At 63.7% G+C, this 22,319-nt stretch carries 25 protein-coding genes and 4 tRNA genes; 11 read left to right on the top strand and 18 right to left on the bottom strand.

What is annotated here, in order from left to right:
• Nucleotides 1-11 precede the first annotated feature (11 nt).
• Nucleotides 12-932 (bottom strand): branched-chain amino acid transaminase, encoded by a 921-nt coding sequence (locus tag CQ050_RS03115; RefSeq protein ID WP_105555340.1) that lies wholly within the window; start codon nt 930-932, stop codon nt 12-14.
• A 194-nt stretch (nt 933-1,126) separates the two neighbouring features.
• Between CQ050_RS03115 and CQ050_RS03110 the strand changes: the two genes are divergently transcribed.
• The 3 genes from CQ050_RS03110 (at nt 1,127) to CQ050_RS03100 (ending at nt 4,007) form a co-directional block, all read left to right on the top strand.
• Nucleotides 1,127-1,858 (top strand): AzlC family ABC transporter permease, encoded by a 732-nt coding sequence (locus CQ050_RS03110; protein WP_199196717.1) that lies wholly within the window; start codon nt 1,127-1,129, stop codon nt 1,856-1,858.
• Entirely contained in the window at nt 1,855-2,190 is a 336-nt protein-coding gene (locus CQ050_RS03105) for an AzlD domain-containing protein (protein WP_105555339.1), read from the top strand. The genes CQ050_RS03110 and CQ050_RS03105 overlap by 4 nt, the downstream gene beginning before the upstream one ends.
• A gap of 323 nt (nt 2,191-2,513) precedes the next feature.
• Nucleotides 2,514-4,007, top strand: a complete 1,494-nt coding sequence (locus tag CQ050_RS03100; RefSeq protein WP_105555338.1) for a DEAD/DEAH box helicase — start codon at nt 2,514-2,516, stop codon at nt 4,005-4,007.
• A gap of 76 nt (nt 4,008-4,083) precedes the next feature.
• Here the strand turns inward: CQ050_RS03100 and CQ050_RS03095 are convergent, their stop codons facing one another.
• Nucleotides 4,084-4,467, bottom strand: a complete 384-nt coding sequence (locus tag CQ050_RS03095) for a thioredoxin family protein (protein WP_105555337.1) — start codon at nt 4,465-4,467, stop codon at nt 4,084-4,086.
• A gap of 63 nt (nt 4,468-4,530) precedes the next feature.
• Here CQ050_RS03095 and CQ050_RS03090 point away from each other — a divergent pair, with 63 nt between their 5' ends.
• From CQ050_RS03090 to CQ050_RS03080, 3 genes are all read left to right on the top strand, one after another.
• Nucleotides 4,531-5,340 (top strand): EI24 domain-containing protein, encoded by an 810-nt coding sequence (locus CQ050_RS03090; protein WP_105555336.1) that lies wholly within the window; start codon nt 4,531-4,533, stop codon nt 5,338-5,340.
• 35 nt (nt 5,341-5,375) lie between these two features.
• Nucleotides 5,376-6,191 carry a molybdopterin-binding protein gene (locus CQ050_RS03085; protein ID WP_105555335.1) on the top strand — a complete coding sequence of 272 codons (816 nt, stop codon included), beginning with the start codon at nt 5,376-5,378 and terminating at the stop codon, nt 6,189-6,191.
• 156 nt (nt 6,192-6,347) lie between these two features.
• On the top strand, nt 6,348-7,211 hold the full coding sequence (locus CQ050_RS03080; RefSeq protein WP_105555334.1) for an IclR family transcriptional regulator: 864 nt from the start codon (nt 6,348-6,350) through the stop codon (nt 7,209-7,211).
• Between the two features lie 55 nt (nt 7,212-7,266).
• Here CQ050_RS03080 and CQ050_RS03075 read toward each other — a convergent pair whose 3' ends face one another.
• On the bottom strand, nt 7,267-8,244 hold the full coding sequence (locus tag CQ050_RS03075) for a tripartite tricarboxylate transporter substrate binding protein BugD (RefSeq protein WP_105555333.1): 978 nt from the start codon (nt 8,242-8,244) through the stop codon (nt 7,267-7,269).
• 382 nt (nt 8,245-8,626) lie between these two features.
• Between CQ050_RS03075 and phaP the strand changes: the two genes are divergently transcribed.
• Nucleotides 8,627-9,205, top strand: coding sequence for a TIGR01841 family phasin (gene phaP / locus CQ050_RS03070; RefSeq protein ID WP_105555332.1), 579 nt, complete (start codon nt 8,627-8,629; stop codon nt 9,203-9,205).
• A gap of 167 nt (nt 9,206-9,372) precedes the next feature.
• Here phaP and CQ050_RS03065 read toward each other — a convergent pair whose 3' ends face one another.
• The 5 genes from CQ050_RS03065 to CQ050_RS03045 form a co-directional block, all read right to left on the bottom strand.
• Nucleotides 9,373-10,416, bottom strand: a complete 1,044-nt coding sequence (locus tag CQ050_RS03065) for a quinone-dependent dihydroorotate dehydrogenase (protein ID WP_105555331.1) — start codon at nt 10,414-10,416, stop codon at nt 9,373-9,375.
• Between the two features lie 75 nt (nt 10,417-10,491).
• Nucleotides 10,492-11,226 (bottom strand): arginyltransferase, encoded by a 735-nt coding sequence (locus tag CQ050_RS03060; RefSeq protein WP_105555330.1) that lies wholly within the window; start codon nt 11,224-11,226, stop codon nt 10,492-10,494.
• A 40-nt stretch (nt 11,227-11,266) separates the two neighbouring features.
• A complete protein-coding gene (gene aat, locus CQ050_RS03055) occupies nt 11,267-12,040 on the bottom strand; it encodes a leucyl/phenylalanyl-tRNA--protein transferase (protein WP_105555329.1) in 774 nt (257 codons plus the stop codon).
• Entirely contained in the window at nt 12,037-12,618 is a 582-nt protein-coding gene (locus CQ050_RS03050) for an NUDIX hydrolase (RefSeq protein ID WP_105555328.1), read from the bottom strand. Before CQ050_RS03050 ends, aat begins: the two co-directional genes overlap by 4 nt.
• A 10-nt stretch (nt 12,619-12,628) precedes the next feature.
• Complete coding sequence (locus CQ050_RS03045) at nt 12,629-13,561, bottom strand: LysR family transcriptional regulator (RefSeq protein ID WP_233213779.1); 933 nt, start codon at nt 13,559-13,561, stop codon at nt 12,629-12,631.
• Nucleotides 13,562-13,691: 130 nt separating this feature from the next.
• Here CQ050_RS03045 and CQ050_RS03040 point away from each other — a divergent pair, with 130 nt between their 5' ends.
• Both CQ050_RS03040 and CQ050_RS03035 read left to right on the top strand, forming a co-directional pair.
• The gene (locus tag CQ050_RS03040; RefSeq protein ID WP_105555327.1) at nt 13,692-14,093 is read left to right on the top strand and encodes a DoxX family protein; all 402 of its coding nucleotides are present in this window, start codon (nt 13,692-13,694) and stop codon (nt 14,091-14,093) included.
• 131 nt (nt 14,094-14,224) lie between these two features.
• On the top strand, nt 14,225-14,656 hold the full coding sequence (locus CQ050_RS03035) for a nuclear transport factor 2 family protein (RefSeq protein WP_199196729.1): 432 nt from the start codon (nt 14,225-14,227) through the stop codon (nt 14,654-14,656).
• On the opposite strand, the gene CQ050_RS03030 is transcribed toward CQ050_RS03035, so the two are convergent.
• The 7 genes from CQ050_RS03030 to CQ050_RS03000 all read right to left on the bottom strand — a co-directional run bounded on the left by CQ050_RS03030 (nt 14,653) and on the right by CQ050_RS03000 (nt 17,212).
• Nucleotides 14,653-15,249, bottom strand: coding sequence for a DUF2946 family protein (locus CQ050_RS03030; protein WP_105555326.1), 597 nt, complete (start codon nt 15,247-15,249; stop codon nt 14,653-14,655). The genes CQ050_RS03035 and CQ050_RS03030 overlap by 4 nt on opposite strands.
• A gap of 2 nt (nt 15,250-15,251) precedes the next feature.
• Nucleotides 15,252-15,626, bottom strand: a complete 375-nt coding sequence (locus tag CQ050_RS03025) for a hypothetical protein (protein WP_105555575.1) — start codon at nt 15,624-15,626, stop codon at nt 15,252-15,254.
• A gap of 66 nt (nt 15,627-15,692) precedes the next feature.
• A tRNA-Cys gene (locus tag CQ050_RS03020) sits at nt 15,693-15,766 on the bottom strand.
• A 55-nt stretch (nt 15,767-15,821) separates the two neighbouring features.
• Nucleotides 15,822-15,897 (bottom strand) — tRNA-Gly (locus CQ050_RS03015).
• Between the two features lie 238 nt (nt 15,898-16,135).
• On the bottom strand, nt 16,136-16,750 hold the full coding sequence (locus CQ050_RS03010) for a hypothetical protein (RefSeq protein ID WP_105555325.1): 615 nt from the start codon (nt 16,748-16,750) through the stop codon (nt 16,136-16,138).
• A 102-nt stretch (nt 16,751-16,852) separates the two neighbouring features.
• Nucleotides 16,853-16,928 (bottom strand) — tRNA-Gly (locus CQ050_RS03005).
• 208 nt (nt 16,929-17,136) lie between these two features.
• Nucleotides 17,137-17,212 (bottom strand) — tRNA-Gly (locus tag CQ050_RS03000).
• Nucleotides 17,213-17,405: 193 nt separating this feature from the next.
• Between CQ050_RS03000 and murB the strand changes: the two genes are divergently transcribed.
• Nucleotides 17,406-18,452 (top strand): UDP-N-acetylmuramate dehydrogenase, encoded by a 1,047-nt coding sequence (murB, locus tag CQ050_RS02995; RefSeq protein WP_105555324.1) that lies wholly within the window; start codon nt 17,406-17,408, stop codon nt 18,450-18,452.
• A gap of 105 nt (nt 18,453-18,557) precedes the next feature.
• On the opposite strand, the gene dapB is transcribed toward murB, so the two are convergent.
• Both dapB and CQ050_RS02985 read right to left on the bottom strand, forming a co-directional pair.
• Nucleotides 18,558-19,349 (bottom strand): 4-hydroxy-tetrahydrodipicolinate reductase, encoded by a 792-nt coding sequence (dapB, locus tag CQ050_RS02990; RefSeq protein WP_105555323.1) that lies wholly within the window; start codon nt 19,347-19,349, stop codon nt 18,558-18,560.
• 18 nt (nt 19,350-19,367) lie between these two features.
• Nucleotides 19,368-19,904, bottom strand: a complete 537-nt coding sequence (locus CQ050_RS02985) for an outer membrane protein assembly factor BamE (RefSeq protein WP_105555322.1) — start codon at nt 19,902-19,904, stop codon at nt 19,368-19,370.
• Between the two features lie 157 nt (nt 19,905-20,061).
• Here CQ050_RS02985 and fur point away from each other — a divergent pair, with 157 nt between their 5' ends.
• Nucleotides 20,062-20,481 (top strand): ferric iron uptake transcriptional regulator, encoded by a 420-nt coding sequence (fur, locus tag CQ050_RS02980; protein WP_006223539.1) that lies wholly within the window; start codon nt 20,062-20,064, stop codon nt 20,479-20,481.
• A 176-nt stretch (nt 20,482-20,657) separates the two neighbouring features.
• Here the strand turns inward: fur and recN are convergent, their stop codons facing one another.
• Nucleotides 20,658-22,319: a DNA repair protein RecN gene (gene recN / locus CQ050_RS02975; protein ID WP_105555321.1), complete on the bottom strand. Its 1,662-nt coding sequence runs from the start codon at nt 22,317-22,319 to the stop codon at nt 20,658-20,660.

The raw sequence follows: 22,319 nt of genomic DNA, 5'->3' as shown, positions 1-22,319 counted from the left end.
GGCCGCGTGAATCAGACTTTACTCAGCCAGTGATGGTACTTCGGGATGCGGCCATTCACCATGTCAAAAAATGCTTTCTGCAACTTCTCGGTAACCGGGCCGCGGCTGCCGCCGCCGATCTGGCGGTTGTCGACCTCGCGGATCGGGGTGACTTCCGCCGCGGTGCCGGTGAAGAAAGCCTCGTCGGCGATGTAGACGTCGTCCCGCGTCAGGCGCTTGGTGACCACGCGCAAGCCGAAGTCGGCGGCCAGCGCATGGATCGTCGACCGCGTGATGCCGGTCAGGGCGGACGCGATTTCCGGTTCGCAAAGCACGCCGTCCTTGACGATGAACAGGTTCTCGCCGGAACCCTCGGCCACGAAACCCTCGGTGTCCAGCAGCAGGGCCTCGTCGTAGCCATCTTGCAAGGCTTCGGTGTTGGCCAGGATGGAATTGGCATAGGTGGTGGCGACCTTGGCGCGCGGCATCGTGACGTTCACGTGCTGGCGGGCGAACGACGACACCTTGACTCGGATGCCCTGGGACAGGGCCTCTTCGCCCAGGTAGGCGCCCCACGGCCAGGCGGCGATGGCCACGTGCACGCGGGCGCCCTTGGGCGACACGCCCATTTTTTCCGGACCGTAGAAGACCAGCGGCCGCAGGTAGCCGGATTCCAGCTGGTTTTCACGCACGACCATCCGCTGCGCGTCGTTGATCGTGTCGCGATCGAACGGCATGGGGATCTGGTAGATGTGCGCCGAATTGAAGAGGCGGTTGGTGTGGTCTTCCAGGCGGAAAATGGCGGTGCCGATCTCGGACTTGTAGGCGCGCACGCCTTCGAAGACGGACAGGCCGTAGTGGAGGGAATGCGTCAGGACGTGCGTCGTCGCGTCTCGCCATGGGACGAGCTTGCCGTCATACCAGATGAAACCGTCGCGGTCAGCCATCGACATGGTCTTCTCCACACAGGGCGCCAGGCCTGGCGCCGCGCGTCAGGCCCCAAGCGGTCAAGAAACTCGGGGCGCCTATTGTATCAAGCGGCGAGGTTACAATACCGGCCTGTCCGCGCACCGGCGTGGTGCCATTTGGCCCGCGCAACCCGTTAGAGTTCCCATGTCGTCCTGTCCGAATCGCCAGGGGCCAGCCGTTGTCCTCTGAATCCGCGCTTCCCGAAATCCGCCAGGAACGCCTGGCCGCATTCCGCGCCGGCATCCATGCCATCGTCCCGGCTCTCATCGCCACGGCGACCTGGGGCCTGGTGACCGGGGTGGCCATGGTGAAGTCCGGCCTGACCGAGACCATGGCGCTGGCCATGACCCTGCTGCTTTACGCGGGGTCCGCCCAATTGACGTCGCTGCCGCTGATCGCCACCGGCGCGCCGCTGTGGCTGATTTTCGCCGCCGGCTGCGTCGTGAACCTGCGTTTCATCATCTTTGGCGCCGCGCTCCATCCTTACTTCCGGCACCTGTCCTGGCCCAAGCGGCTGGGGCTGGGCTATTTCACGACCGACATGGGCTTCGTGCTGTTCATGCCGCGCTATGGCGATTCGGCGGAGCGCGGCACGCGCGAACAACTGTGGTTCTTCCTGGGCACGATCGTCCCGGGCTGGCTGGTCTGGCAGTCGTCCTCGATCATCGGCATCTATCTGGGGACGATGGTGCCCACGAACTGGTCGCTGGATTTTGCCGCGGTGCTGGCGCTGCTGGCGATCACGGTGCCGCTGGCCAGTTCCAAGCCGATGCTCGTGTCCATGCTGGCGGCTGGCGTGGTCGCCTGGGTCGGCCAGGTGCTGCCGCTGCGGCTGGGCCTGGCGGCGGCCGTCATCGCCGGCGTGGTGGCGGGCATGTGGGCCGAACGTTTCTTCAAGGCGCGACCATGACCCTCTGGCCTTCCGAGCTCTACGTCTATTCCGCCATCCTGCTGTTGGCCTTGTGCAGCGTGCTCACGCGTGCCGGTTTCATGCTGTTCGGGGATTACATCCCCCTGCCGGACGGCGTGCGCCGGGCGCTGCGCTATGCGCCCGCCGCGGCGCTGACGGCCATCGTGGTGCCGGACCTGCTGCCCTGGAAGGCGGGGTTGGGACCGGTCTTCGACTACAAATTGGTGGCCGGCGTGGTGGCCATCCTGGTGTTCCTGCGCACCCGCAGCGCGGTGATGGTGATCGTCGTCGGCATGGTCGTGTTGTGGGGCCTGCGCTGGCTGGCGGGCTGACATCCCAATTTTGGTCACAAATAGTCCATCTGGTGGACATACACGCTGTTTGAGCGTGTGGTAAGGCGGCTGCGCTAAAATTAAGTTATCCACAGCAATCCGGGCCTGGTACTGCCCTCATAAGTATCGAATCCAGAATGCGCCGACTGGCCTTGCAAGGCCGGGTGCCGATTGCCCGTGAAGCCCATCGCGCTTCGCGGCAATGTGCGTGCCGTCGCATTGCGGCCACGCGTATTCGGGTTGCCCCGATGCATATGTAGTGCAGTGCATGTAGCACTCTCGTTTTGTTCTTTTTCACTGGTCCCGGTATCTGCCAAACCCTGATGACTGAATCCACTCAATCCGTAGCACCTCCCGTTGACGCGCCCGCGCCGACGTTCGCCGATTTCGGGCTGCATCCCCTGTTGCTGCAGTCCATCGCCGAAACCGGCTACACCATTCCCACGCCCATCCAGGCCCAAGCCATCCCCGTCGTGGTGGAAGGGCGCGATGTCATGGGCGCCGCCCAGACAGGCACCGGCAAGACGGCCGCGTTCACGCTGCCCATCCTGCACCGGCTGATGCCGCTGGCGAACACCAGCGCGTCGCCCGCGCGCCATCCGGTGCGTGCGCTGATCCTCACGCCCACGCGTGAACTGGCCGACCAGGTGTACGAAAGCGTCAAGCGCTACAGCAAGCAGACGCCGTTGCGGTCTGCCGTGGTGTTTGGCGGCGTGGATATTGGTCCGCAGAAGGAAGCACTGCGCCGTGGTTGCGAAGTACTGGTGGCGACTCCCGGCCGCTTGCTGGACCACGTCGAACAAAAGAACGTGAATCTCAGCCAAGTCGGCATCCTGGTGCTGGACGAAGCGGACCGCATGCTGGATATGGGCTTTTTGCCCGACCTGGAACGCATCATCCGACTGCTGCCCACGCAGCGTCAGGGCCTTCTGTTTTCGGCCACCTTCAGCAACGAAATCCGCAAGCTCGGCCGTTCGTATCTGAACCACCCCGTTGAAATCGAAGTCGCGGCGCGCAATGCCACGGCGACGACGATCACGCAGATCGCCTACAAGATGCCGAGCGACGCGAAGCGCGCCGCCGTTGTGCATCTGGTGAAGTCGCGTGGGTTGAAGCAGGTCATCGTGTTCTCGAACACCAAGATCGGCACCGCGCGCCTGGCCCGCGAACTGGAACGCGACGGGGTCAAAGCCGAATCGATCCACGGCGACAAGACGCAGGCCGACCGCATGAAAGCGCTGGAAGCCTTCAAGGCGGGTGAGCTCGAAGTGCTGGTGGCCACCGACGTGGCGGCCCGCGGCCTGGACGTGGCCGGCGTGCCTTGCGTCATCAATTACGACTTGCCCTACAACGCCGAAGACTACGTGCACCGTATCGGCCGTACCGGCCGCGCCGGCGCATCCGGCGAAGCCATCGCGCTGTTCACGGCCGACGAAGAACGTTTCCTGCTCGATATCGAAAAGCTGATCAAGCGCGAAGTGCCGCGCGGCACCCTTGATCTGCCGGCCGACGCCGTGGCGCGCAGCCATCGCCGCAGCGACGAGCGCACCGGTTCTTCGCGCGAAGGCCGTGAAGGCCGCGAAAGCCGCGATGCCGGCCGCGGCGATCGTGGTGATCGCGGCCGTTCGTCGGACCGCCGCTCGGGTTATACCTCTGGCGGTTCGCGTCAACCGGTCGACGACTTCTTCCTGAAACCGTACGAGCCTTCGTCGACCGCCTCGGCCGCCGAAGAGCCAGCGGCCAACAGCAACGGCAATACGTCTTCGACGCCCAAGCGCCAGGTGGCGGTACTGCTGGGTGGTTCGCGCAAGAACTGACGCCTTCCGGCATAAAAAAACCCGCAACGCCGAAAGGCCTTGCGGGTTTTTTCATGATGGGACGACCGGCGCCGGCTCAGGCCGCCAGTAATTTCGGCAGGTCGGGCAGTTCCGTGATGACGGCCGGACTGTTTTCATCCACGCTTTCCAGCAACCGTTCCAGGTGCCCGATGTGCGGCAGCATGGGGCCGTAGAACACCACCCGGCGGCCGATCTGCACCAGCAGGGTGGGGAAGTTCTCGACGTCTTCATCGCCCAGCAGTTCCGCGTGGTCTTCGATGTCGATCCAGGCGAAGACGTGCTGCGGCAGTGTGGCGGCCAGCGCCTCGAGTTTGGGCTTGTATTGCTCGCAGGTGTCGCACCAGGCCGCGCAGAAGCAGGCCACCAGCCAGGTGTCGGGGGTTGCGCCAAGCCGCGCGCGCAGGGCGGCAAGGTCGGTACCGGGTACGAGTAGAGACATGTCAGCAGATGAAGGCGTGTTTGACTATCATACCCGGGATGTCCACCGCCTTTTTCCGCTCCCATGACCGCATTGCGCACTGATTCCACCCCGCCCGGCAATGGCCGCCTAACCGCCGCCGGGGCCGGCGCCGTCACCGTGGGCCAGGCGTTCAAGCGCGCGCTGGTATCGCAATGCCATCCCAGCATGCTGTTCGCGGTGCTGCTGCCGTTCCTGATCGCGCTGATCGGCGCCTTCTTGCTGCTGTACCTGTTCTGGACGCCGCTCAATGCGTGGCTGGCCGCCGAGGCCGCGCGCTGGGACTTCGTCAACCGCGCAGAGGACTGGATGCTGGCGATGGGGCTGTTCTCGCTCAAGATCTATCTCGTTCCCATCATCGCGGTGGCCATCCTGTTGCCGGTATCCGGCATCCTGGGCCTGGCGATCGCGGCAGTCTTCGTGATGCCGCTTGTCCTGCGCCACGTTGGGCAGCGCGAATACGCCACTGTCACGCGGCAGGGCAAGAACGCCACGGCGGTCAGCGTCTGGAACGCGGTGTGGGTGTCCGCGGCGTTTGCCGCCGGCTGGCTGTTGACGCTGCCGTTATGGCTGGTGCCGCCGATGGCCATCGTGTTGTCGATCTTCTGGTGGGCGTTCGCGTTCTCGCGCATGATGCGCGTGGACGCCATCGTCGAACACGCCAGCCCGGACGAGCGCAAGCTGATCCTCGAACGCCATAACGGCGGCTTCTGGAGTATTGGCTTGATCTGCTCGCTATTGAACCTGTTGCCGCCCGCCTGGATTATCCTGCCGGTGTTCTCGGCGCTGGTCTACGCGCATTACGGACTGGAAGCGCTGAAGCGCTTGCGCGAGGACCGCGTCATCGACGCCTGACCGGCGTCTCTTCCCTTTACCTTTTGGAACCGGACATGGCCGTAGAATCCGCCGCCCGCCGTATTGGCCTCATCATCGTCGGGGATGAAATCCTCTCCGGCCGCCGTCAGGACAAGCACTTTTCCAAGGTCGTCGAGCTTCTCAGCGCGCGCGGCATGCAGCTGAGTTGGGCGGAAGTGCTGCCCGATGACCGCGATACGCTGGCTGCCGCTTATCGGCGCAGCTTCGCCACCGGCGACGTCGTGCTTTCGTGCGGCGGCATCGGCGGCACGCCCGACGACCACACCCGCCAGGCGGCTGCCGCGGCGCTGGGTCTGCCGCTGGCCTTGCACCCCGAGGCCGAAGAGGCGATCGCGTTGCGCACCGCCGAAATGGCGGCCAAGGGGCAGGGCACCGCCGACATGAGCGCTCCCGAGAATCAGCAGCGCCTGCAGATGGGCATGTTCCCGGCAGGTTGCGAGATTGTCCCGAACCCGTACAACCGCATTCCGGGCTTCTTCATCCAGGACCACACTTTCGTGCCCGGCTTCCCGGTCATGGCGTGGCCGATGCTGGAATGGACCCTCGATACCCGCTATCGTGCACTGCAACATGTGCGGGCCCATGTCGAGCATTCCTTCTTGGTGTTCAGCATGCCCGAATCGCGCATCACGCCGGCCATGGTCAGCGTTGAAACGCGCTGGCCCGACGTGCGCGCCTTCAGCCTGCCGAGCGTCGGCGAGGCCGGCGGCACGCCGCACATCGAGCTGGGCGTCAAGGGCGAACCCGCCGCTTCCGCAGAGGCGCTGGAGTTTTTACGGGCCGAAGTGCTGCGCCTGGGCGGAAAGCTGGCGCCGCCGCTCGCTAACTAAGCCGGATCGGCAATAAACGGGTGCGGACCCGTTTATTGCTTAAAAACCGATTGCCAAATGGCGCGGTAAATTTCACAATACGGGAAAGAACTGTTTGCTGCGTTGCCGCAAGGCCGGTCTTTTTCGGCGGCGCGGCGCAAGCCCGAACCTGCCCCTATGCCCCGTCTTTCACCCCCCCGCAATCCCCTGGACGCCGAAACCGAAGGCGCTTCCGCTCACCCCATCGCCATCCAGGTGATCGAGCGTGCCATGCGCCTGCTGGACGCGCTTGCCGCGCAGCAGGACCCGGTAACCCTCAAGGAACTGTCCGCCACCACCGGCCTGCATGCGTCCACCGCCCATCGCATCCTGAATGACCTGGTCGTAGGCCGCTACGTCGAACGCGTCGACAACGGCCTGTACCAGCTGGGCATGCGCCTGCTGGAACTGGGGTCGCTGGTGAAAGGGCGGCTGAACGTGCGCGAGGCGGCCATATCGGCCATGCGCTCGCTGCACAAACTGACCGGGCAAACCATCAACCTGTCGGTCCAGCAAGGCGACGAAATCGTCTACATCGACCGCGCCTGGAGCGAACGCTCCGGCATGCAGGTGGTTCGCGCCATCGGCGGCCGCGCCCCCTTGCACCTGACCTCCACCGGTAAACTGTTCCTGTCCACCGGAGACACGCGGCAGGTCCGGGCCTATGCGTTGCGCACCGGCCTGGCCGGTCACACGCGCAACAGCCTGACCGACCTGGACCGCCTGGAGCGCGAGCTGGCCCTGGTGCGCCGCCATGGATACGCCCGCGACAACGAAGAACTGGAACTTGGCGTGCGGTGCATCGCCGCAGGCATTTTCGACGACACCGGCAAGCTGGTGGCGGGCCTGTCCATCTCGGCCCCGGCCGAGCGCTTGCAAGACGACTGGATCAAGGCCCTGGTCGACACGGCGGCCAGTATTTCGGAAGCGCTGGGCTACGAACCGTCGGTATCCCCGGGTTTCAATGGGCTTGGGATGGCGGCGGAAGCCCTGCGCCCATAGGGTGGCGCAGAATGAAGAAAAGCCCCTTGCGGGGCTTTTCTTCATTCTGCGGCGGTTACTGCTGTTCGACGCCGGCCTTCTTGAACAGCTCGGCCCACTGAGGCACTTGCTGCTTGACCTTGGCTTCCAGCCCTTGCGGATTCGCTTCGGACGTCAGCACCGTCGCGCCCAATTGCTTCATGCGCTCCTGGAACTTCGGGTCGGCCAGGCCGGCCTGCAGGCTCTTGATCAGCTTGTCGACCACCGGCTTGGGCGTGCCCTTCGGCACCCACATCCCGTGCCAGATGCCCACCTCGAAGCCCTTGTAGCCGGATTCGTCCATGGTCGGCAACTTGGGCAACGTCGGCACGCGCTGCAGGCTGGTCACGGCGTAGGCCTTGACCTTGCCGCTTTCGATCTGTTGGGTCGTGTTGGTGGTCTGGTCGCACATCAGGTCCACCTGCTTGCCCAGCAGGTCGTTCATGGCCGGGGCGGTACCCTTGTAAGGGATCGTCAGCAGTTGGACGCCCAGCGCTTCCACCAGCATGGTGCCGCACAGATGGCTGGCGGCGCCGATGCCGGCGTTGGCCAGCGAAACCTTGTCCTTGTTCTGTTTGACGTACTCGGCCAATTCCTTGATGTTGTTGGGCGGGAAGTCCGAGCGGGCGATGATGGTCATGGGCACGTCGACGACCAGGCCGATAGGCTCGAAGCTCTTGTAGGGGTCGTACCCCGGATTCTTGTAGAGCGACGGCGCCGTGGAGAAGCCGGCATGCATCAGCAGGATGGAATAGCCGTCCGGTTGGGCGCGGGCGACCTGCGTCGTGCCGATGGTGCCACCGGCACCGCCTTTGTTTTCCACCACAACCGTCTGGCCCAGACTTGGCCGCATGGCTTCCGCCAGCGAGCGGGCGACGTTATCGGTCGGGCCGCCTGCAGCGAACGGCACCACCATATTGATGGGGCGTTCCGGGTATTCCGCGTGGGCGGCGCCGGCCGCGAGCATGGCGCTGGCCGCGAGCAGGGCCGAAAGCGTGCGGGGAATGAGGGTCATGAAGTCTCCAATTGCAGGGTTTTACTTGCTGCGATTTAGTTATTGACCGCTGACTTTTGATTTGTATTTGTCTGTCATCAGCGTGAAAGCAGTTTAGAAAAGAATTGATACGCCGTCATGTCCGGTATTTCCCGAATCATGGGAAATTCTTGTGCAAGATCAAAGGCGTGCCCAGGGCGTGCACCGAAGAAGTGCAAATACTTGTTGCGTTGCACAAAAACTGCTTGACAAGGAATTTTGCCAGTCTAGAATGTGAATTGTGCAGTGCATCAAACGGGCCGGCGGTAGCTTGTAGTACCAGTTTCCGCGCACGTTTTATTTTCGTCGCAGACAACCATCCTGACTTGCCGGAAGCGTCCGGCTACCCATAAAGGAGCATTCTATGAGCGCAATTCCGCAACAAGTTCTGGACCGCCAGAAGGCCAGCATCAACACTTTCGTGGCCGCCCAATCCGCTGTTTTCGCCGGCTTTGAAAAGCTGGTCGAGCTGAACCTCAAGGTCGTGCGCGCCACCCTGGACGAAGTCGCCCAGCGTTCGCAACAAGCCGCCGAAGTGAAGGACCCGCAAGAAGCCGCGGCGTTCGCCTCCGGTCTGCTGCAGCCGGGCGCCGAAAAGGCCATGGCTTACACCAAGCACGTGTATGACATCGTCGCCGGCGTGCAGGGCAGCCTGGTCAAACTGACCGAAGAACAGATCGCCGAAGGCCAGCAACAGCTGAGCGAAGCCGTCGACCAGTTCTCGAAGAACGCCCCCGCCGGCTCCGAAAGCGCCGTCGCCCTGTTCAAGTCCTCGCTGGCCACCGCGACCAGCGCTTACGATTCCGTCACCAAGGCCGCCAAGCAGGCTGCCGAAGTCGCCGAATCGAACCTGAATGCCGCCGCCAACGCGACCTTCAAGGCAGCCACGGATGCCGCCGATGCCGCCACCAAGGTCGCCAGCCGTAGCCGTCGCACCGCCTAAGTCTCTGGCGCGCGATGCTGCGCAAATCGCAGTAATGTAGTACTGTTGAGTGACAGAGCAGAGCTGGAATTAGGGCCACCCACCGGGTGGCCCCTTTTTTTGCCCTGCGTGGGGGCTGGCAGCAAGGTTGGGGCAGCAAGGGCGCGCAGCGTGCGTGGCGTAGGGCGCTATCTTTTTGAGACAGCATGCACGCATTCGCCGACCAAAGCCGGGCCGCGATAGATCAGGCCTGTGTACAACTGCACGGCATCTGCGCCCGCGGCCATTTTTTCGCGGGCCTGCTGGCCCGACAGCACGCCGCCCACGCCAATGATGGCCAGGCTGTCGCCCAGTTGTTCCTTCAGGCGGCGTATCACTTTCAATGACAGCTCATGCACCGGCGCGCCGGACAGGCCGCCCGCTTCGTCGGCGTGCGCCTGGCCAGCGACCGAGTCGCGCGACAGTGTGGTGTTGGTGGCAATGACGCCGTCGATGCCGTGACGCGGCAGGATATCGGCGATCGCATCGATCTGCTCTTGCGTCAGGTCGGGGGCAATCTTCACCGCCATCGGCACGCGGCGCTGGTGCTGGTCTTCCAGCGCACGGCGCTTGTCCGCCAGTTGCCCCAGCAACGCCGACAGCTCATCGCCGCTTTGCAGCGCGCGCAGGTTTTTGGTGTTCGGCGACGAGATATTCACCGTCACGTAGTCGGCATGGGGATACACGCCTTCCAGGCCGATCAGGTAATCGTCGGCCGCGCGTTCGATCGGCGTATCGGCGTTTTTGCCGATGTTCAAGCCCAGAATGCCGCCTTGCTTACGCCATTGGCTGCGCTGCACATTGGTCAGGAACGCGTCCAGGCCCAGATTGTTGAAGCCCAGCCGGTTGATCAGCGCATTGGCGCGCGGCAGGCGGAACATGCGCGGTTTCGGGTTGCCGGGCTGCGCGCGCGGGGTGACCGTACCGACTTCAATGAAGCCAAACCCCAGATTGCCCAGCGCGTCGATATAGGCGCCGTTCTTGTCCAGCCCCGCTGCAAGCCCGATCGGGTTGGCCAATTGCATGCCCATCAGCGTGCTGGGCGCCGTGGGCCGCGCATGCATCAGCTTGCGCGTGGCGCCGCACTCGTAGGCGCGTTGCAGGCCCGATAGCGTGACTTCGTGGGCGGTTTCCGCGTCCATGGCGAACAGCGCCGGGCGGGCCAGGGGATAGGCGTGGAAGAGGATAGACATGGGGCGGAATTGTAGAGCGAATTTCCCCGGCCTTGCGGCGGGACCGGGGGCGCATGGCCCCCGTGGCGGGAGAAATCAGGGGGACGGAACAACCTGGTCGCGCCATTCGCCGTCGGCCAGGAACTGCGCGGGGTGGAAGCTGGACTTATAGGACATTTTTCGGCTGTCCTTGATCCAATAGCCCAGGTACAGCCAGGGCAGGTTCAGATTACGGCATTGCTCGATCTGCCACAGGATGCTGTAGGTGCCCAGGCTACCCTCGACATCGGGGTCGTAGAACGTGTAGACCGACGACAGGCCGTCGTCCAGCACGTCGATGATGGAGACCATCATCAGCACCCCTTCGGGGTCGCGGAATTCCACCAGGCGCGTGTTCACGCGGCTGGTCAGCAGGAATTGCGCATATTGGGTGCGGCTGTCTTCGTCCATGCCGCCGCCCGGGTGCCGCCCCTGTTGATAACGCGTATACAGCCGGTAATGTTCGGGCGACCACGCCAGTTCGGCGACGAAAGATTGCAGGTCCTGGTGATCTCGCCAAGCGCGGCGCTGGCTGCGGTTGGGGGCGAACCCGGCGGTGTCCACGCGCACGGGCACACAGGCCTGGCAGTTGTCGCAATGGGGACGGTACGTGAACAGGCCGCTGCGGCGGAAGCCTTGCTCGACCAGTTGGGAATAGGTGCCGGCGTTGATCAGATGGCCGGGCGCGGCAACCTGCGACCGAGCCTGGCGACCTGGCAAGTAGCTGCAAGGGTAGGGAGCGGTTGCGTAGAACTGCAGCGTGGAGAAGGGAAGTTCTTTGAGCTGGCTCATGGGGGATTGCGCATCGCGACGACAAGTCCGCGACGGATGGCTACATATTAACGCCTAAGTCGGCGTTGGATGTGGCATCGGGCGTGAGGCGCCCGCTGCTGTCCAGGATTCCCCGGGTCCAGGGAATGGGCGTTTGCGCCGTCGCGTGGCGCACATGCTGCAGAAACTGCGTCCGGGAAATCGGCCGCGCGCCCAGGCTGGCCAAGTGCCGCGTCTGTTGCTGGCAATCGATGCACGCCACGCCGTGACCGCTCAGGTAACGCACCAGGTAGGCCAGCGCGATCTTCGACGCGTTGGGCACGCGCGTGAACATGGATTCCCCGAAGAACATGCGGCCCAGGCTGATGCCATACAGGCCGCCCGCCAGTTCGCCGTCGATCCAGGTCTCGATGCTGTGCACATATCCGGCCTGGTGCCAGCCCGCGTAGGCCTGTTGCATGGGGCCGGTGATCCAGGTGCCGGGCTGGCCGTCGCGCGGCGCGGCGCAATGCGCCATCACCTCTGGGAAAACCGTGTCCACGCGTACCTGAACGCGCGGCGACGCGTCGTGTTCCTGGCTGGAGATCTGCCGCAGCAGCTTGCGCAGCGAATGCGACGGCGAAAAGTCGGCAAGCGCCAGCACCATGCGGGGATCGGGGCTCCACCACAGCACGGGCTCGCCTTCCGAATACCAGGGGAAGATGCCGTTGGAGTACGCCTGGATCAGCCGTTCCTGGGACAGGTCCGCGCCCGCCGCCAGCAGGCCGTCAGGCTCCGTCAGCGCAAGTTCCGCTGGTGGAAACGGAGTGTCGACGGCAAGCCAGGGCAGCTTCAACGGTGCGATTCTAGGGTGTAGTGGTGGGGAACGAAGACGCCTTGCTTGCGGTCTTCGAAGTAGTGCCGCAGCGTCGTGGCGACGGTGCGGAAAGCCAGATCGTCCCAGGGAATCTCGGCTTCGTCGTACCACCGGGCTTCCAGGCTTTCAGGGCCGGGGTCCAGTTCGGGGCCCAGCGCCTGAGCCAGGTAGAACACGTGCACCTGGTCGATCTGAGGCAGGTCGATCAGGGTGTAGAGCTCTCCCAGCTTGATGTGCGCGCCGGATTCCTCCAGCGTCTCGCGGGCGGCGCCTTGCGCGGTGCTCTCGCTTAGCTCCATGAAGCCCGCAGGCAGTGTCCAGGTGTTGTAGCGCGGTTCAATCGCGCGCCGGCAAAGCAGGACGCGGTTTTCCCAGACCGGGACCGTGCCGACCACCAGACGCGGATTCTGGTAGTGGATCGCGCCGCAGTGATCGCAGATGTCGCGTTCACGGTTGTCGCCTTCCGGCACCCGGCGGTTGACGGGCGTGCCGCACTGGCTGCAGAAAAGCGATCGGCGGGGGGCGGGGAAGTATTCGATGGACGGTTTGGCGGTCATGGGTAGGATTCTAACGGCTGCGGCGGGGACTGGCGCGCCGTCCCGGGGCGGCAGGGGCCGGGTTGCCGAATCGCGCTTCCAGGTGTTCGATGAAAGACCGTACCTTGGGCGACAGGAAGCGCCGATGGGGATAGATGGCGTACATGGAAATCGGCGTGTGCGCGTAGTCGGCAAGCAGCGTCACCAGCCGCCCGGCGCGGATATCGTCTCCCACCAGGAATTCAGGTTGCAGGATGACGCCGTGCCCCGCCAGCGAAGCCGTGCGCAGTACGTCGCCGTTATTGGCGCGCAGGGCGGCGTTCACGCGGACCAGATGCGTGACGCCGTCTTTCTCGAAGTGCCATTCGTTGCCGGTACTGGCGTAGGCGTAGTGCAGGCAGCGGTGCTGCTTCAGGTCTTCAGGCGTTGTGGGCGTGCCGTGGCGGGCCAGATAGGCCGGCGCCGCGCAGACCCGCAGTTGCTGCGGCGCCAGCGGGCGCGCCACCAGAGAAGAATCCAATAGCGGGCCGATACGCACCGCCACGTCGAATCCGTCTTCCACCAGATCGACCACCCGGTCGCTCAGGTCCAGGTCGATGATGACGTCGGGGTAGCGCAGCAGATACTCGGCAATCGCGGGTCCCAGGTGCAGGATGCCGAACGACACCGGCGCGCTCACTCGCAGCCGGCCGCTGGGGCGCTGGCCTTCGGCTTGCAGCGACAGTTCCAGGTCAGTGACTTCGGCCAGGATCGGCCGGACGCGGTCGTAGAAGGCACGGCCTGCGTCGGTCATGCTGAGCTTGCGCGTGGTGCGGTTCAAGAGGCGCACGCCGTACTTCTGTTCCAGGTAGGCGATCTGCCGCGTCACGACGGACCGCGCCTGCCCCATTTTGTCGGCCGCGGCCGCGAATGAGCCCAGTTCCACGACCTTGGCGAAGGTCTGCATGGCGGTGTGGGTGTCCAAGATTGTTTCCTAACGGGGAACAATAATTTGCAATTCTGCATGTTTATCTTTGTTTTTGGAATCGCAAGAATAGCGGCCAAGATGAATCGCCCCGCTTTGGGCGGTTCCTGCACCGCTCAAGGAGAGCGCAATGATTGATACCCGTACCGCGCCCTACGCCGCGCTGTTGCTGCGTGTCGCCCTTGGCGTCATGTTCCTCGCCCACGGCTTGACCAAGCTATTGGTGTTCACGCTGCCCGGCACCGCGCAGTTTTTTGCCAAGATCGGCTTCGCCGGCTGGCTGGCTTACCCGGTTACGTTCTTTGAAGTCGCCGCGGGCGCGCTGTTGATCCTGGGTGTCGTGCCGCGCTGGGTTGCCGCCATCGCGGTGGTGCAATTGTTCGTGGCCTCGACCGTCCACTTCGGTAATGGCTGGGGTTTCGGCAACGCCGGCGGCGGTTGGGAATATCCGATCTTCCTGACGGTGGCGGCGGCCGTGCTGGCGCTGCTGGGCGACGGCAAGTTCGCGTTGGTCAAAAGCGGCCGCGGCTGATCGCTGCGCGCACCAGACTGTCTATCGACACGGCCATGGTGGATAGGGCGGCCGGCTCATAGAATGAGCCGGCCGCCTTTTTTCATTCAGGAGTCCCGATGATTGTTCCGATGCCACTGATCCGACGCGCCATGGGCGCGTTGTTGTGTGCCGCCGCCTTGTCGCCCGCCGTGCAGGCAAGCCCCGAGCAAGAGGCCGCCAACAAGGCCGCGGTGCTGGCTTTCTACGAGAAGGGACTGAATCAGAAGGATGCGGATGCCGCGCTGAAATATGTGGGCGACCGCTATGTGCAGCACAATCCCAACGCGGCCGACGGCCCCGAGGGCTTTCGCAAGTTCGTCGCCTTCCTGCGCGATAAATTCCCGGCCTCGCACAGCGAGATCAAGCGCGTCTTCACCGATGGCGATTATGTGATCCTGCACGTGCACGCGGTGCGCGAACCCGGCTCGCGCGGCAACGCCATCATCGATATCTTTCGCTTGGAGCAGGGCAAGATCGTCGAGCATTGGGATGCGGTGCAGCCCATTCCCGAGCAGTCCGCCAATGCCAACGGCATGTTCTAAGGCTGGGCAGCAGGGTTGGGGTCGAATGCCAATTGCTGCACGACCGCCTGCCTGGTGATCGGCCGCAGTGGCGCGGCCGGGTAGGCCCCGGGCCAAGAGACGGCAATGGACTGGCCGGGTGCCAGATCGGCCAGCGCGTCCAGCAAGGGCTTCCCCGGTTCCGCGACAAGCTTCTCCAGCAGCGCGGGCAGGTCCCGGTCCAGCACGATGCCTCCACCCGCCTGCGTCATCGCATACAGCTGGCCTGCGTCGTCCAGCCACCATCCGCTGATGGATTCAACCGGCACATTCGTATGGGTGACCAGGTGGCCGTTGTCGTCGCTTAACCGCAGCACGAACGGGGCGGCGTCCAGGCGCACGAAGACGCGCTGCGGCCCGTTCTGAAAGAACCATCTGCCCGCGTGGTCATGCCCGTAGTTGCGGTTGATGAATTCCAGGATCTGGGTATTGGTGATGGACTCGCCTTCGCCGCCTTGCGTGGCCTGGCCTTGCGGGTGCAGGCGCCAGCGGCCGCGGCCGTCCAGCGACAACCAACCGAATACCGCGGGCACGTCGGGCCACCGGGCGATGGCGTCCTTCACCGATTGATCCATGTTCAGGGCCGGATGATGATGGGGGGAGGGGTGATGACGATCGCGGGCGCGGCCATGGGCATGATGACCTGCGGCGGCGCCATGTAGCCCTGATGATAATCGTCACGGCATTTGCGCTTTTCCTGGTATTCGCCGTTGCGCTTCCATTTGCGCTCGACCCGGCAGTTGCCTTCCCAGTACTTCTCTTTGTATTCGCGACCGTGGCGATGCTCATGGCGGTCGGAATCAGCTTCGGCCGTCAGCGGCGCAAGCGACAGCAGCGCGGCGGTCGACAAGGCCAGCAAAGGGGAAGATGCGCGGAAATACGTGCGGGAACGGCCGCGGAAAATCAGGATGCGGTGCATGGGTTCGACGTCAAATGAAAACGGCGTCACCATAGCAATCATTCGATTGACGGCGCGTAGGGATGCGTAACGAAATGCAGGGGGAGGGGGAAAAGATGCTGGAGGCGCAAGCCGGAATCGAACCGACGTACACGGATTTGCAATCCGCTGCATGACCACTCTGCCATTGCGCCAGCACTTGCAAGAAAAAAGGAAGCGCGGTGTTGGCCGTTGCTTCCTTTTTGTATTTGGAGCGGGAGACGAGTCTCGAACTCGCGACCTCAACCTTGGCAAGGTTGCGCTCTACCAACTGAGCTACTCCCGCTTTGTACTGCTATATTGCTTGGTACCTATTTCAGTACCGCATGCATTGGTACTACATGCATCGGTACCCCATACATCAGTACCACATGCATCGCTGCATGTTTGGTGAAGGTCCGCAGAAGCTTTTTGCTTGTTCTCTGCTTGCTGGTTCTTTGAAGTTATCTCCGAACCCGTCTCCACCAAAGACAGCAATTATACACGAAAATTTTGGCTTGTGTGGAAAAAGGGGCGGGGCGGAATTAGCGTTCATCGCCACGCTGCCATTGCTGATAGGCGTGGCGGGTCGCCGCAGATACCGATTCCAGCACTTTTTGATGGTTGACCTGATGCCGCAGCATCAATCGCGCATCGGCCACTGCGCGAGATTTGCAGAACCAATGGCAGCTGTGCTGCAGCAGATATAGCTCTGCCGAGAGTTGGAACGCGCGGGCTTTCGCGTCCAGGTGATCTTCGTTGTCCACGACGTGACGCAGCCCGGCTGCGTGGATGTGCAGCAGTTCACGAAAATCCCGGGTTACCGCAGGAACAAAGCGTTCGATGTACGGCACGCAAAGCGAGAGCATAGATATGCGGGCGGCCTGCGGGCTTTCCTTTTGCATCGCGTTGGCCAGCGAGTTTGCCTGTGATGCCATGGCGCGTTCGGTCTGGGCAAAAGTTTCCAGCACCTGCAGCTGGCGCGATTCGGTTTCTTCGCGAATGGCGCGCGAGTAGCCTTGCGTCAGCGTTTCCATGTGACGCTCAAGCTGCAAGCTGCCCAAATGCCGCCCCAGCAAGGCGATGCGCGCGCGCTGGTAGCGCACGCGCAACACTTGCCATGCCAAGGCCACCATCAGCAGGATTAATACGCTGTCCATCGCCTATGTCCTCTTTGCAAAATCCGCCGTTGCTAAACCCGCCATGGCTAAACCCGCACACAAAGCAAAAGGCCCAAACCGAAGTCTGGGCCTTTTTGAATGTGGAGCGGGAGACGAGTCTCGAACTCGCGACCTCAACCTTGGCAAGGTTGCGCTCTACCAACTGAGCTACTCCCGCATTTTCCCGCGCTGAAGACATCTGGATTTGTGCAACCCGAAACGTTGTTCTTTGCAAGAGAGGCGGAAGTATACAGAAATTTAAAAAGTTTGCACGCGGCGAGGAGAGCTTGCGACATGCATGCGTATCGAGCGGGCATGAAAAAAGGGCCCGCAGGCCCTTTTTAATGATTTGCAGAATTTTCAAAAAAACGCTGCAAATCTGAATTTGGAGCGGGAGACGAGTCTCGAACTCGCGACCTCAACCTTGGCAAGGTTGCGCTCTACCAACTGAGCTACTCCCGCGTGGATTCTGAAAAAACGATCCAGAACCTTTTTCTTATTCACTCTGATCAACTTGGTTATCGATCAGAAGGCGCGCATCTTACATGATTTTTTTGAGTTTGTCATGAGCATGGCGTTGCGTGAACATCAGGCCCAAACACTCAATCAAGTAATATGAGCGAAGACAGAAACTATAGCATAGCCAGTAGCACCCATGTCAAATCCTGCCCCCTCCAACGCCGCGCCTGTTGCGTTGATCCCCGCTGCCCAAGACCTGACCCGGCTCAATACCTTGGGCCTGGTGTCCCAGTCCGACGCGTTCGTCACGTTGAGCGACCCTGCGCAATTGCCCGCGTTGTCGGCGCTTGCGCGGCAGGCCGACTCGCTGCTTGTGCTGGGGGGCGGCAGCAATGTGGTGCTGCCGCGGCGAGTGCCGGGCCTGGTGGCCCAGGTGGCGTTCAAGGGCGTGCGCTTGCTTGAGGCGCGACCCGATGCGTGGCTGGTCGAGGCCTCGGGCGGCGAGAACTGGCATCGCTTCGTGGGAACCTGCGTGGACAACGGCTGGGACGGCCTGGAAAATCTGGCACTGATCCCCGGTACGGTGGGGGCTGCGCCCGTGCAGAACATCGGCGCCTATGGCGTGGAGTTCGATGCGCGCTTCCATAGCCTGACAGCGTGGGACGTGCCGGCGGGACGGCTCGTTGAAATGCAGGCGGACGATTGCCGCTTTTCCTATCGCGACAGTGCCTTCAAGCACGACGCGCCCGGCCGCTGGATCATCGTCAGCGTGCGCTTCGCATTGCCCCGGCCATGGCAGCCCGTGCTGGGCTACCCGGACCTGCAACGCCATGCGCGACTGGCACAAGGGGCGCCGGCCGCGCGCGACATTTTCGACGCCGTGTGCGAGATCCGTCGCGCCAAATTGCCCGACCCTGCCGTGACCGGCAATGCGGGCAGCTTCTTCAAGAATCCCATCGTCTCGGCGGGCGTGCGCGACAGCCTGGCGGAGCGGTTTCCCGGGCTGGTGTCCTATGCCCAGCCGGACGGGGGCTACAAGTTGGCCGCGGGCTGGCTGATTGATCAGTGCGGCTGGAAGGGACGGGCGTTGGGCGCGGCGGGCGTGCATGACCGGCAGGCGCTCGTGCTGGTGAACCGCGGCGGGGCCACCGCGACGGACATCATGGGGTTGGCGCAAGCGATTCAGCAGGCCGTCGCCGACCGCTATGGCGTCAGGCTGGAGCCCGAGCCGGTCGTCGTCTGAGCGGCGGCCGCTGCCGACGCCTCCGGTATTCGCCCGCCCTGGGCCGCCTTTTCTCCGGGCAAAAAAAAAGGATCCCGAGGGATCCTTTTTCGTGTCGGCCCGGCCTTAGAAGCCCAGCACGGATTGCATGTCGTACAGGCCGTTGTGCTTGTCTTCCAGGAAGCGCGCGGCGCGCAGCGCGCCCTCGGCGTAGGTGGCGCGGCTGGCCGAACGGTGAGTGATCTCGATGCGTTCGCCGATGCCGCAGAACGACACCGTGTGGTCGCCCACGATATCGCCGCCGCGCAAGACCGAAAAGCCGATGGTGCCGGGCTTGCGCACGCCGGTGTCGCCATGGCGGCTCCAGGTGGCCACGTCGGGCAGGGCGACATCCCAGGCTGATGCGATGGTTTCGCCCATCTTCAAGGCGGTGCCCGACGGCGCGTCGACCTTGTTGCGGTGGTGCGCTTCGAACACTTCGACGTCGTAGCCGGAATTCAGGATGCGGGCAGCCATGTCCAGCAGCTTGAGCGTGGCGTTGACGCCGACGCTCATGTTGGGTGCGAACACGATGGCGATCTTCTGCGCGGCGACTTCGATCGCGGCGCGGCCGTTGTCGTCGAAGCCGGTCGTGCCGATCACGGCGCGCGTGCCGTGCTTGACGCAGGCTTGCAAGTGCTCGAGCGTACCTTCGGGGCGGGTGAAGTCGATCAGGCAGTCGGCTTGGGCCAGGGCGTCGAGGTCATCGGTGATGGGCACGCCGGTCTGTTGGCCCAGCGGGGCGCCGGCATCCTGGCCCAAGGCGGACGAGCCCTGGCGGTCCAGCGCAACCGTCAGTTGCAGGCCGGAGGACTTGAGGACGGCATCGATCAGCATCTGGCCCATACGGCCGCTGGCGCCGGCAATTGCAATACGCATGTAGAAGAATCCTTGGAGTTAGCGGAGCGGCTCGGGCGCGTTGCCGGGCTGGCCGGGGTATTGGTTCAGCGGGCTGACCGGGGCGGCCGAATCACGCTTCTGCTGGTCCGCTTCTTCCTTCAACCGGGCCTCGTCCTGGTCCAGGCGCTTGTCGGCCTTTTCGTCGGACGTGGCGCTGGGCGTATTCAGCTGATAGGGTTGCAGGTCGGGCTGCTTGTCGCCTTCCCAGCGGGTCAGCCGGTCGTTCTCGAACCAGACGGTGAACTTGCGTTCACGGGCTTCGCCGTAGCCGGGCTTGTAGTAGTAGGGGTAGTCCCAGCGATTGGCGTGCAGCACGCTGGTCAGCGTGGGGCTGCCAAGCGCAAAGCGCACCTGTTCGCGCGTCATGCCGGGCTGCAGCAGAGCGACTTGTTCCTGGGTGATCCAGTTGCCTTGCTGGACGCCGGCCTTGTAGGGGAAGCCCCACTTGTCCCCGGAGCAGCCGGCAAGGGCGACGGCCAGGGCGGCAACGGCCAATCCGGTCTTCAGCGAGCGGGAGGGAATTCGTGCAATCATGGACACTACGCGCCCCTATTATTTGGAAGCAGACAAAACCGTTATCATAAAGGTTTCATAAGGATAGTTCCGCGGGGCGGCATGAATTCAGGGGAGCCGGCTCGCGGCGCGCCCCACATCCTTGCCCATGCCAACGCGGACGGAGAGCGATTACACCATGAGCGACCAAAGCGAACTGAAGAACATGGGTTTGAAGGCGACATTTCCCCGCCTGAAGATTCTTGATATTTTCCGTAAATCCGACCAGCGTCACCTTAGCGCCGAAGACGTCTATCGCGCCCTGATCGGCGAAAACGTCGAAATCGGCCTGGCGACTGTCTATCGCGTGCTGACGCAGTTCGAGCAGGCCGGCATCCTGGCCCGCAGCCAGTTCGACAGCGGCAAGGCCGTGTTCGAACTCAATGATGGCGATCACCACGATCACCTCATCTGCACGAACTGCGGCAAGGTTGTCGAGTTTTCGGATCCGGACATCGAAAAGCGCCAGCAAAAGATCGCCAAAGACAATGGCTTCGCGCTGGAAAGCCATGCGATGGTGCTTTACGGCATCTGCGGCAGCTGCTTGAAAGGCCGCTAAGCAGCCAAGCCGCCCCGTCGCACCGCCCGCGGCCGCGCTCGTCGCGGGTGAGTGAGAGTAAAAGCCCCTTCCTGTAGAAGGGGCTTTTTCATGGGCGCGGCAATACGCCCCGCAGGCCACGGGGGGGTGGTGATTGCAGCGGGCGGGGCGGAGGGGATGTGAGGCGTAAGCGGAAATCAGGCGGCCGGTTGGCCGAAGCCTTCCAGCATTTCCCGGGCGTGTTCGCGGGTGGTGGCGGTGAGCTTGATCCCGCCCAGCATCCGGGCGATCTCTTCGACCCGGGCGGGGGCGTCCAGCTCTTTGATGCTGGAACGGGTCGTGCCGCGCGATTCGGTCTTGCTGACCAGGAATTGGTTGTTGCCGCAGGCGGCGACCTGCGGCAAATGGGTGACGCACAGCACCTGATGGCGTTCGCCCAGTTCGCGCAGCAGTTTGCCGACGGCTTCGGCCACCGCGCCGCCGACGCCGCTGTCGACTTCGTCGAAGATCAGCGTGGGGACGCGGGCCGCGCGGCTGGCGATGACGGAAAGCGCCAGCGAGATGCGCGACAGTTCACCGCCCGAGGCCACTTTGGCCAGGGGGCGGGGCGTGGTGCCGGCATGGCCAGCCACCAGGAACTCGACCTGTTCATTACCGTGGGCCGAGGGCGCGGCCGCGGTGAGCGTGGGCTCGAATTTGCCGCCTTGCATGGCCAGCGTCTGCATGGCCAGCGTAACCTGCTTGCCCAGGTCTTTCGCAACCTTGCGGCGGGCGGTGCTGAGCTTGCCGGCCATGGCATCGTATTGCGCCTGGGCGGCGGCGGACTGGGCGCGCAAGGCGTCGATGTCGCCCGCGGCCTGCAAGGCGGCCAATTCGGCGTGCAGCGAGTCGCGCAGTTCGCATAGCGCATTGGGTTCGACCCGGAATTTGCGCGCGGTTTCAAACACCAGGCCCAGCCGCGCTTCCACGTCGGCCAGGCGCTTGGGATCCAGATCGACGCGGCTGACGTAGTTGTTCAGGTCCGACACGGCTTCGCTGATGGCGATGCGGGCGGATTCCAGCTCGTCGTGGACGCCTTGCAGGCCCGGGTCGTGCCGCAGCATCTGCTGAATCCGGTGGTTGGCGGCCGTGATGCGGTGGTGCGCGGAATCGCCTTCACCGTCCAGCGCTTCCAGGATTTGCGACGCCCCGTCCAACAGCGATTGGGAGTGCGACAGGCGGGTGTGCTCGGATTGCAGCGCGTCCCATTCGTCGGGCCCCAAGGCCAATTGGTCCAGTTCGTCGGCCTGCCATTGCAGGCGGTCGCGCTCGGTGGCAAGGCTGGCCGCGTCTTTTTCGGCGGCCTCGAGTTGGCGGGCCACCGCGCGCCATTGTTTCCAGGCCTGGCCGACGGCCTGGCGCAGGTCGCCATGGCCACCGTGGGCGTCCAGCAGGTCGCGCTGGGCATCGGGGCGCATCAAGCTTTGATGGGCGTGCTGGCCGTGGATGTCGACCAGGCTGTCGCCCAGCTCGCGGAGCTGAGCCACGGTGGCGGGCGTGCCGTTGATGTAGGCGCGGCTTCGGCCCTGCGCGTCGATTACGCGGCGCAGCGACAGTTCGTCGTCGGCGTCGATCTGGCGCTCGGCCAGCCAGGCGTGCAGCGATTTGGGCGTGTCGAAGACCGCCGTGATGTCGGCGCGCGGCGCGCCTTCGCGCAGCATGCTGGCGTCGCCGCGTTCGCCGAGCGTCAGCGCCAGCGCGTCCACCAGGATGGATTTGCCCGCGCCGGTCTCGCCGGAGAAGACGGTGAAGCCGGGGCCAAAATGAATTTCGGTCTGTTCGACGATGACGAAGTCGCGGATATGCAGGGTGCGCAGCAT

Origin of the sequence: Achromobacter sp. MYb9 (assembly GCF_002975275.1) — a bacterium.
In the GTDB taxonomy this organism is placed as follows: domain Bacteria; phylum Pseudomonadota; class Gammaproteobacteria; order Burkholderiales; family Burkholderiaceae_B; genus Achromobacter.
The sequence above is the reverse complement of the archived record's forward strand: the minus strand, read 5'-3'. Positions and strand labels throughout refer to the sequence as shown.

Coding starts and splice junctions, on each gene's coding strand:
- CQ050_RS03105 (WP_105555339.1), top strand. CDS start 1,855: ATGACCCTCTGGCCTTCCGAGCTCTACGTCTATTCCGCCATCCTGCTG.
- CQ050_RS03100 (WP_105555338.1), top strand. CDS start 2,514: ATGACTGAATCCACTCAATCCGTAGCACCTCCCGTTGACGCGCCCGCG.
- CQ050_RS03115 (WP_105555340.1), bottom strand. CDS start 932: ATGTCGATGGCTGACCGCGACGGTTTCATCTGGTATGACGGCAAGCTC.
- dapB (WP_105555323.1), bottom strand. CDS start 19,349: ATGCGTATTGCAATTGCCGGCGCCAGCGGCCGTATGGGCCAGATGCTG.
- CQ050_RS03060 (WP_105555330.1), bottom strand. CDS start 11,226: ATGAGCCAGCTCAAAGAACTTCCCTTCTCCACGCTGCAGTTCTACGCA.
- CQ050_RS03025 (WP_105555575.1), bottom strand. CDS start 15,626: ATGGTGACGCCGTTTTCATTTGACGTCGAACCCATGCACCGCATCCTG.
- CQ050_RS03040 (WP_105555327.1), top strand. CDS start 13,692: ATGATTGATACCCGTACCGCGCCCTACGCCGCGCTGTTGCTGCGTGTC.
- recN (WP_105555321.1), bottom strand. CDS start 22,319: ATGCTGCGCACCCTGCATATCCGCGACTTCGTCATCGTCGAACAGACC.
- CQ050_RS03010 (WP_105555325.1), bottom strand. CDS start 16,750: ATGGACAGCGTATTAATCCTGCTGATGGTGGCCTTGGCATGGCAAGTG.
- CQ050_RS03050 (WP_105555328.1), bottom strand. CDS start 12,618: ATGACCGCCAAACCGTCCATCGAATACTTCCCCGCCCCCCGCCGATCG.
- CQ050_RS03080 (WP_105555334.1), top strand. CDS start 6,348: ATGCCCCGTCTTTCACCCCCCCGCAATCCCCTGGACGCCGAAACCGAA.
- CQ050_RS03090 (WP_105555336.1), top strand. CDS start 4,531: ATGACCGCATTGCGCACTGATTCCACCCCGCCCGGCAATGGCCGCCTA.
- CQ050_RS03085 (WP_105555335.1), top strand. CDS start 5,376: ATGGCCGTAGAATCCGCCGCCCGCCGTATTGGCCTCATCATCGTCGGG.
- CQ050_RS03075 (WP_105555333.1), bottom strand. CDS start 8,244: ATGACCCTCATTCCCCGCACGCTTTCGGCCCTGCTCGCGGCCAGCGCC.
- phaP (WP_105555332.1), top strand. CDS start 8,627: ATGAGCGCAATTCCGCAACAAGTTCTGGACCGCCAGAAGGCCAGCATC.
- CQ050_RS02985 (WP_105555322.1), bottom strand. CDS start 19,904: ATGATTGCACGAATTCCCTCCCGCTCGCTGAAGACCGGATTGGCCGTT.
- CQ050_RS03065 (WP_105555331.1), bottom strand. CDS start 10,416: ATGTCTATCCTCTTCCACGCCTATCCCCTGGCCCGCCCGGCGCTGTTC.
- fur (WP_006223539.1), top strand. CDS start 20,062: ATGAGCGACCAAAGCGAACTGAAGAACATGGGTTTGAAGGCGACATTT.
- CQ050_RS03030 (WP_105555326.1), bottom strand. CDS start 15,249: ATGGATCAATCGGTGAAGGACGCCATCGCCCGGTGGCCCGACGTGCCC.
- CQ050_RS03035 (WP_199196729.1), top strand. CDS start 14,225: ATGGGCGCGTTGTTGTGTGCCGCCGCCTTGTCGCCCGCCGTGCAGGCA.
- murB (WP_105555324.1), top strand. CDS start 17,406: ATGTCAAATCCTGCCCCCTCCAACGCCGCGCCTGTTGCGTTGATCCCC.
- CQ050_RS03095 (WP_105555337.1), bottom strand. CDS start 4,467: ATGTCTCTACTCGTACCCGGTACCGACCTTGCCGCCCTGCGCGCGCGG.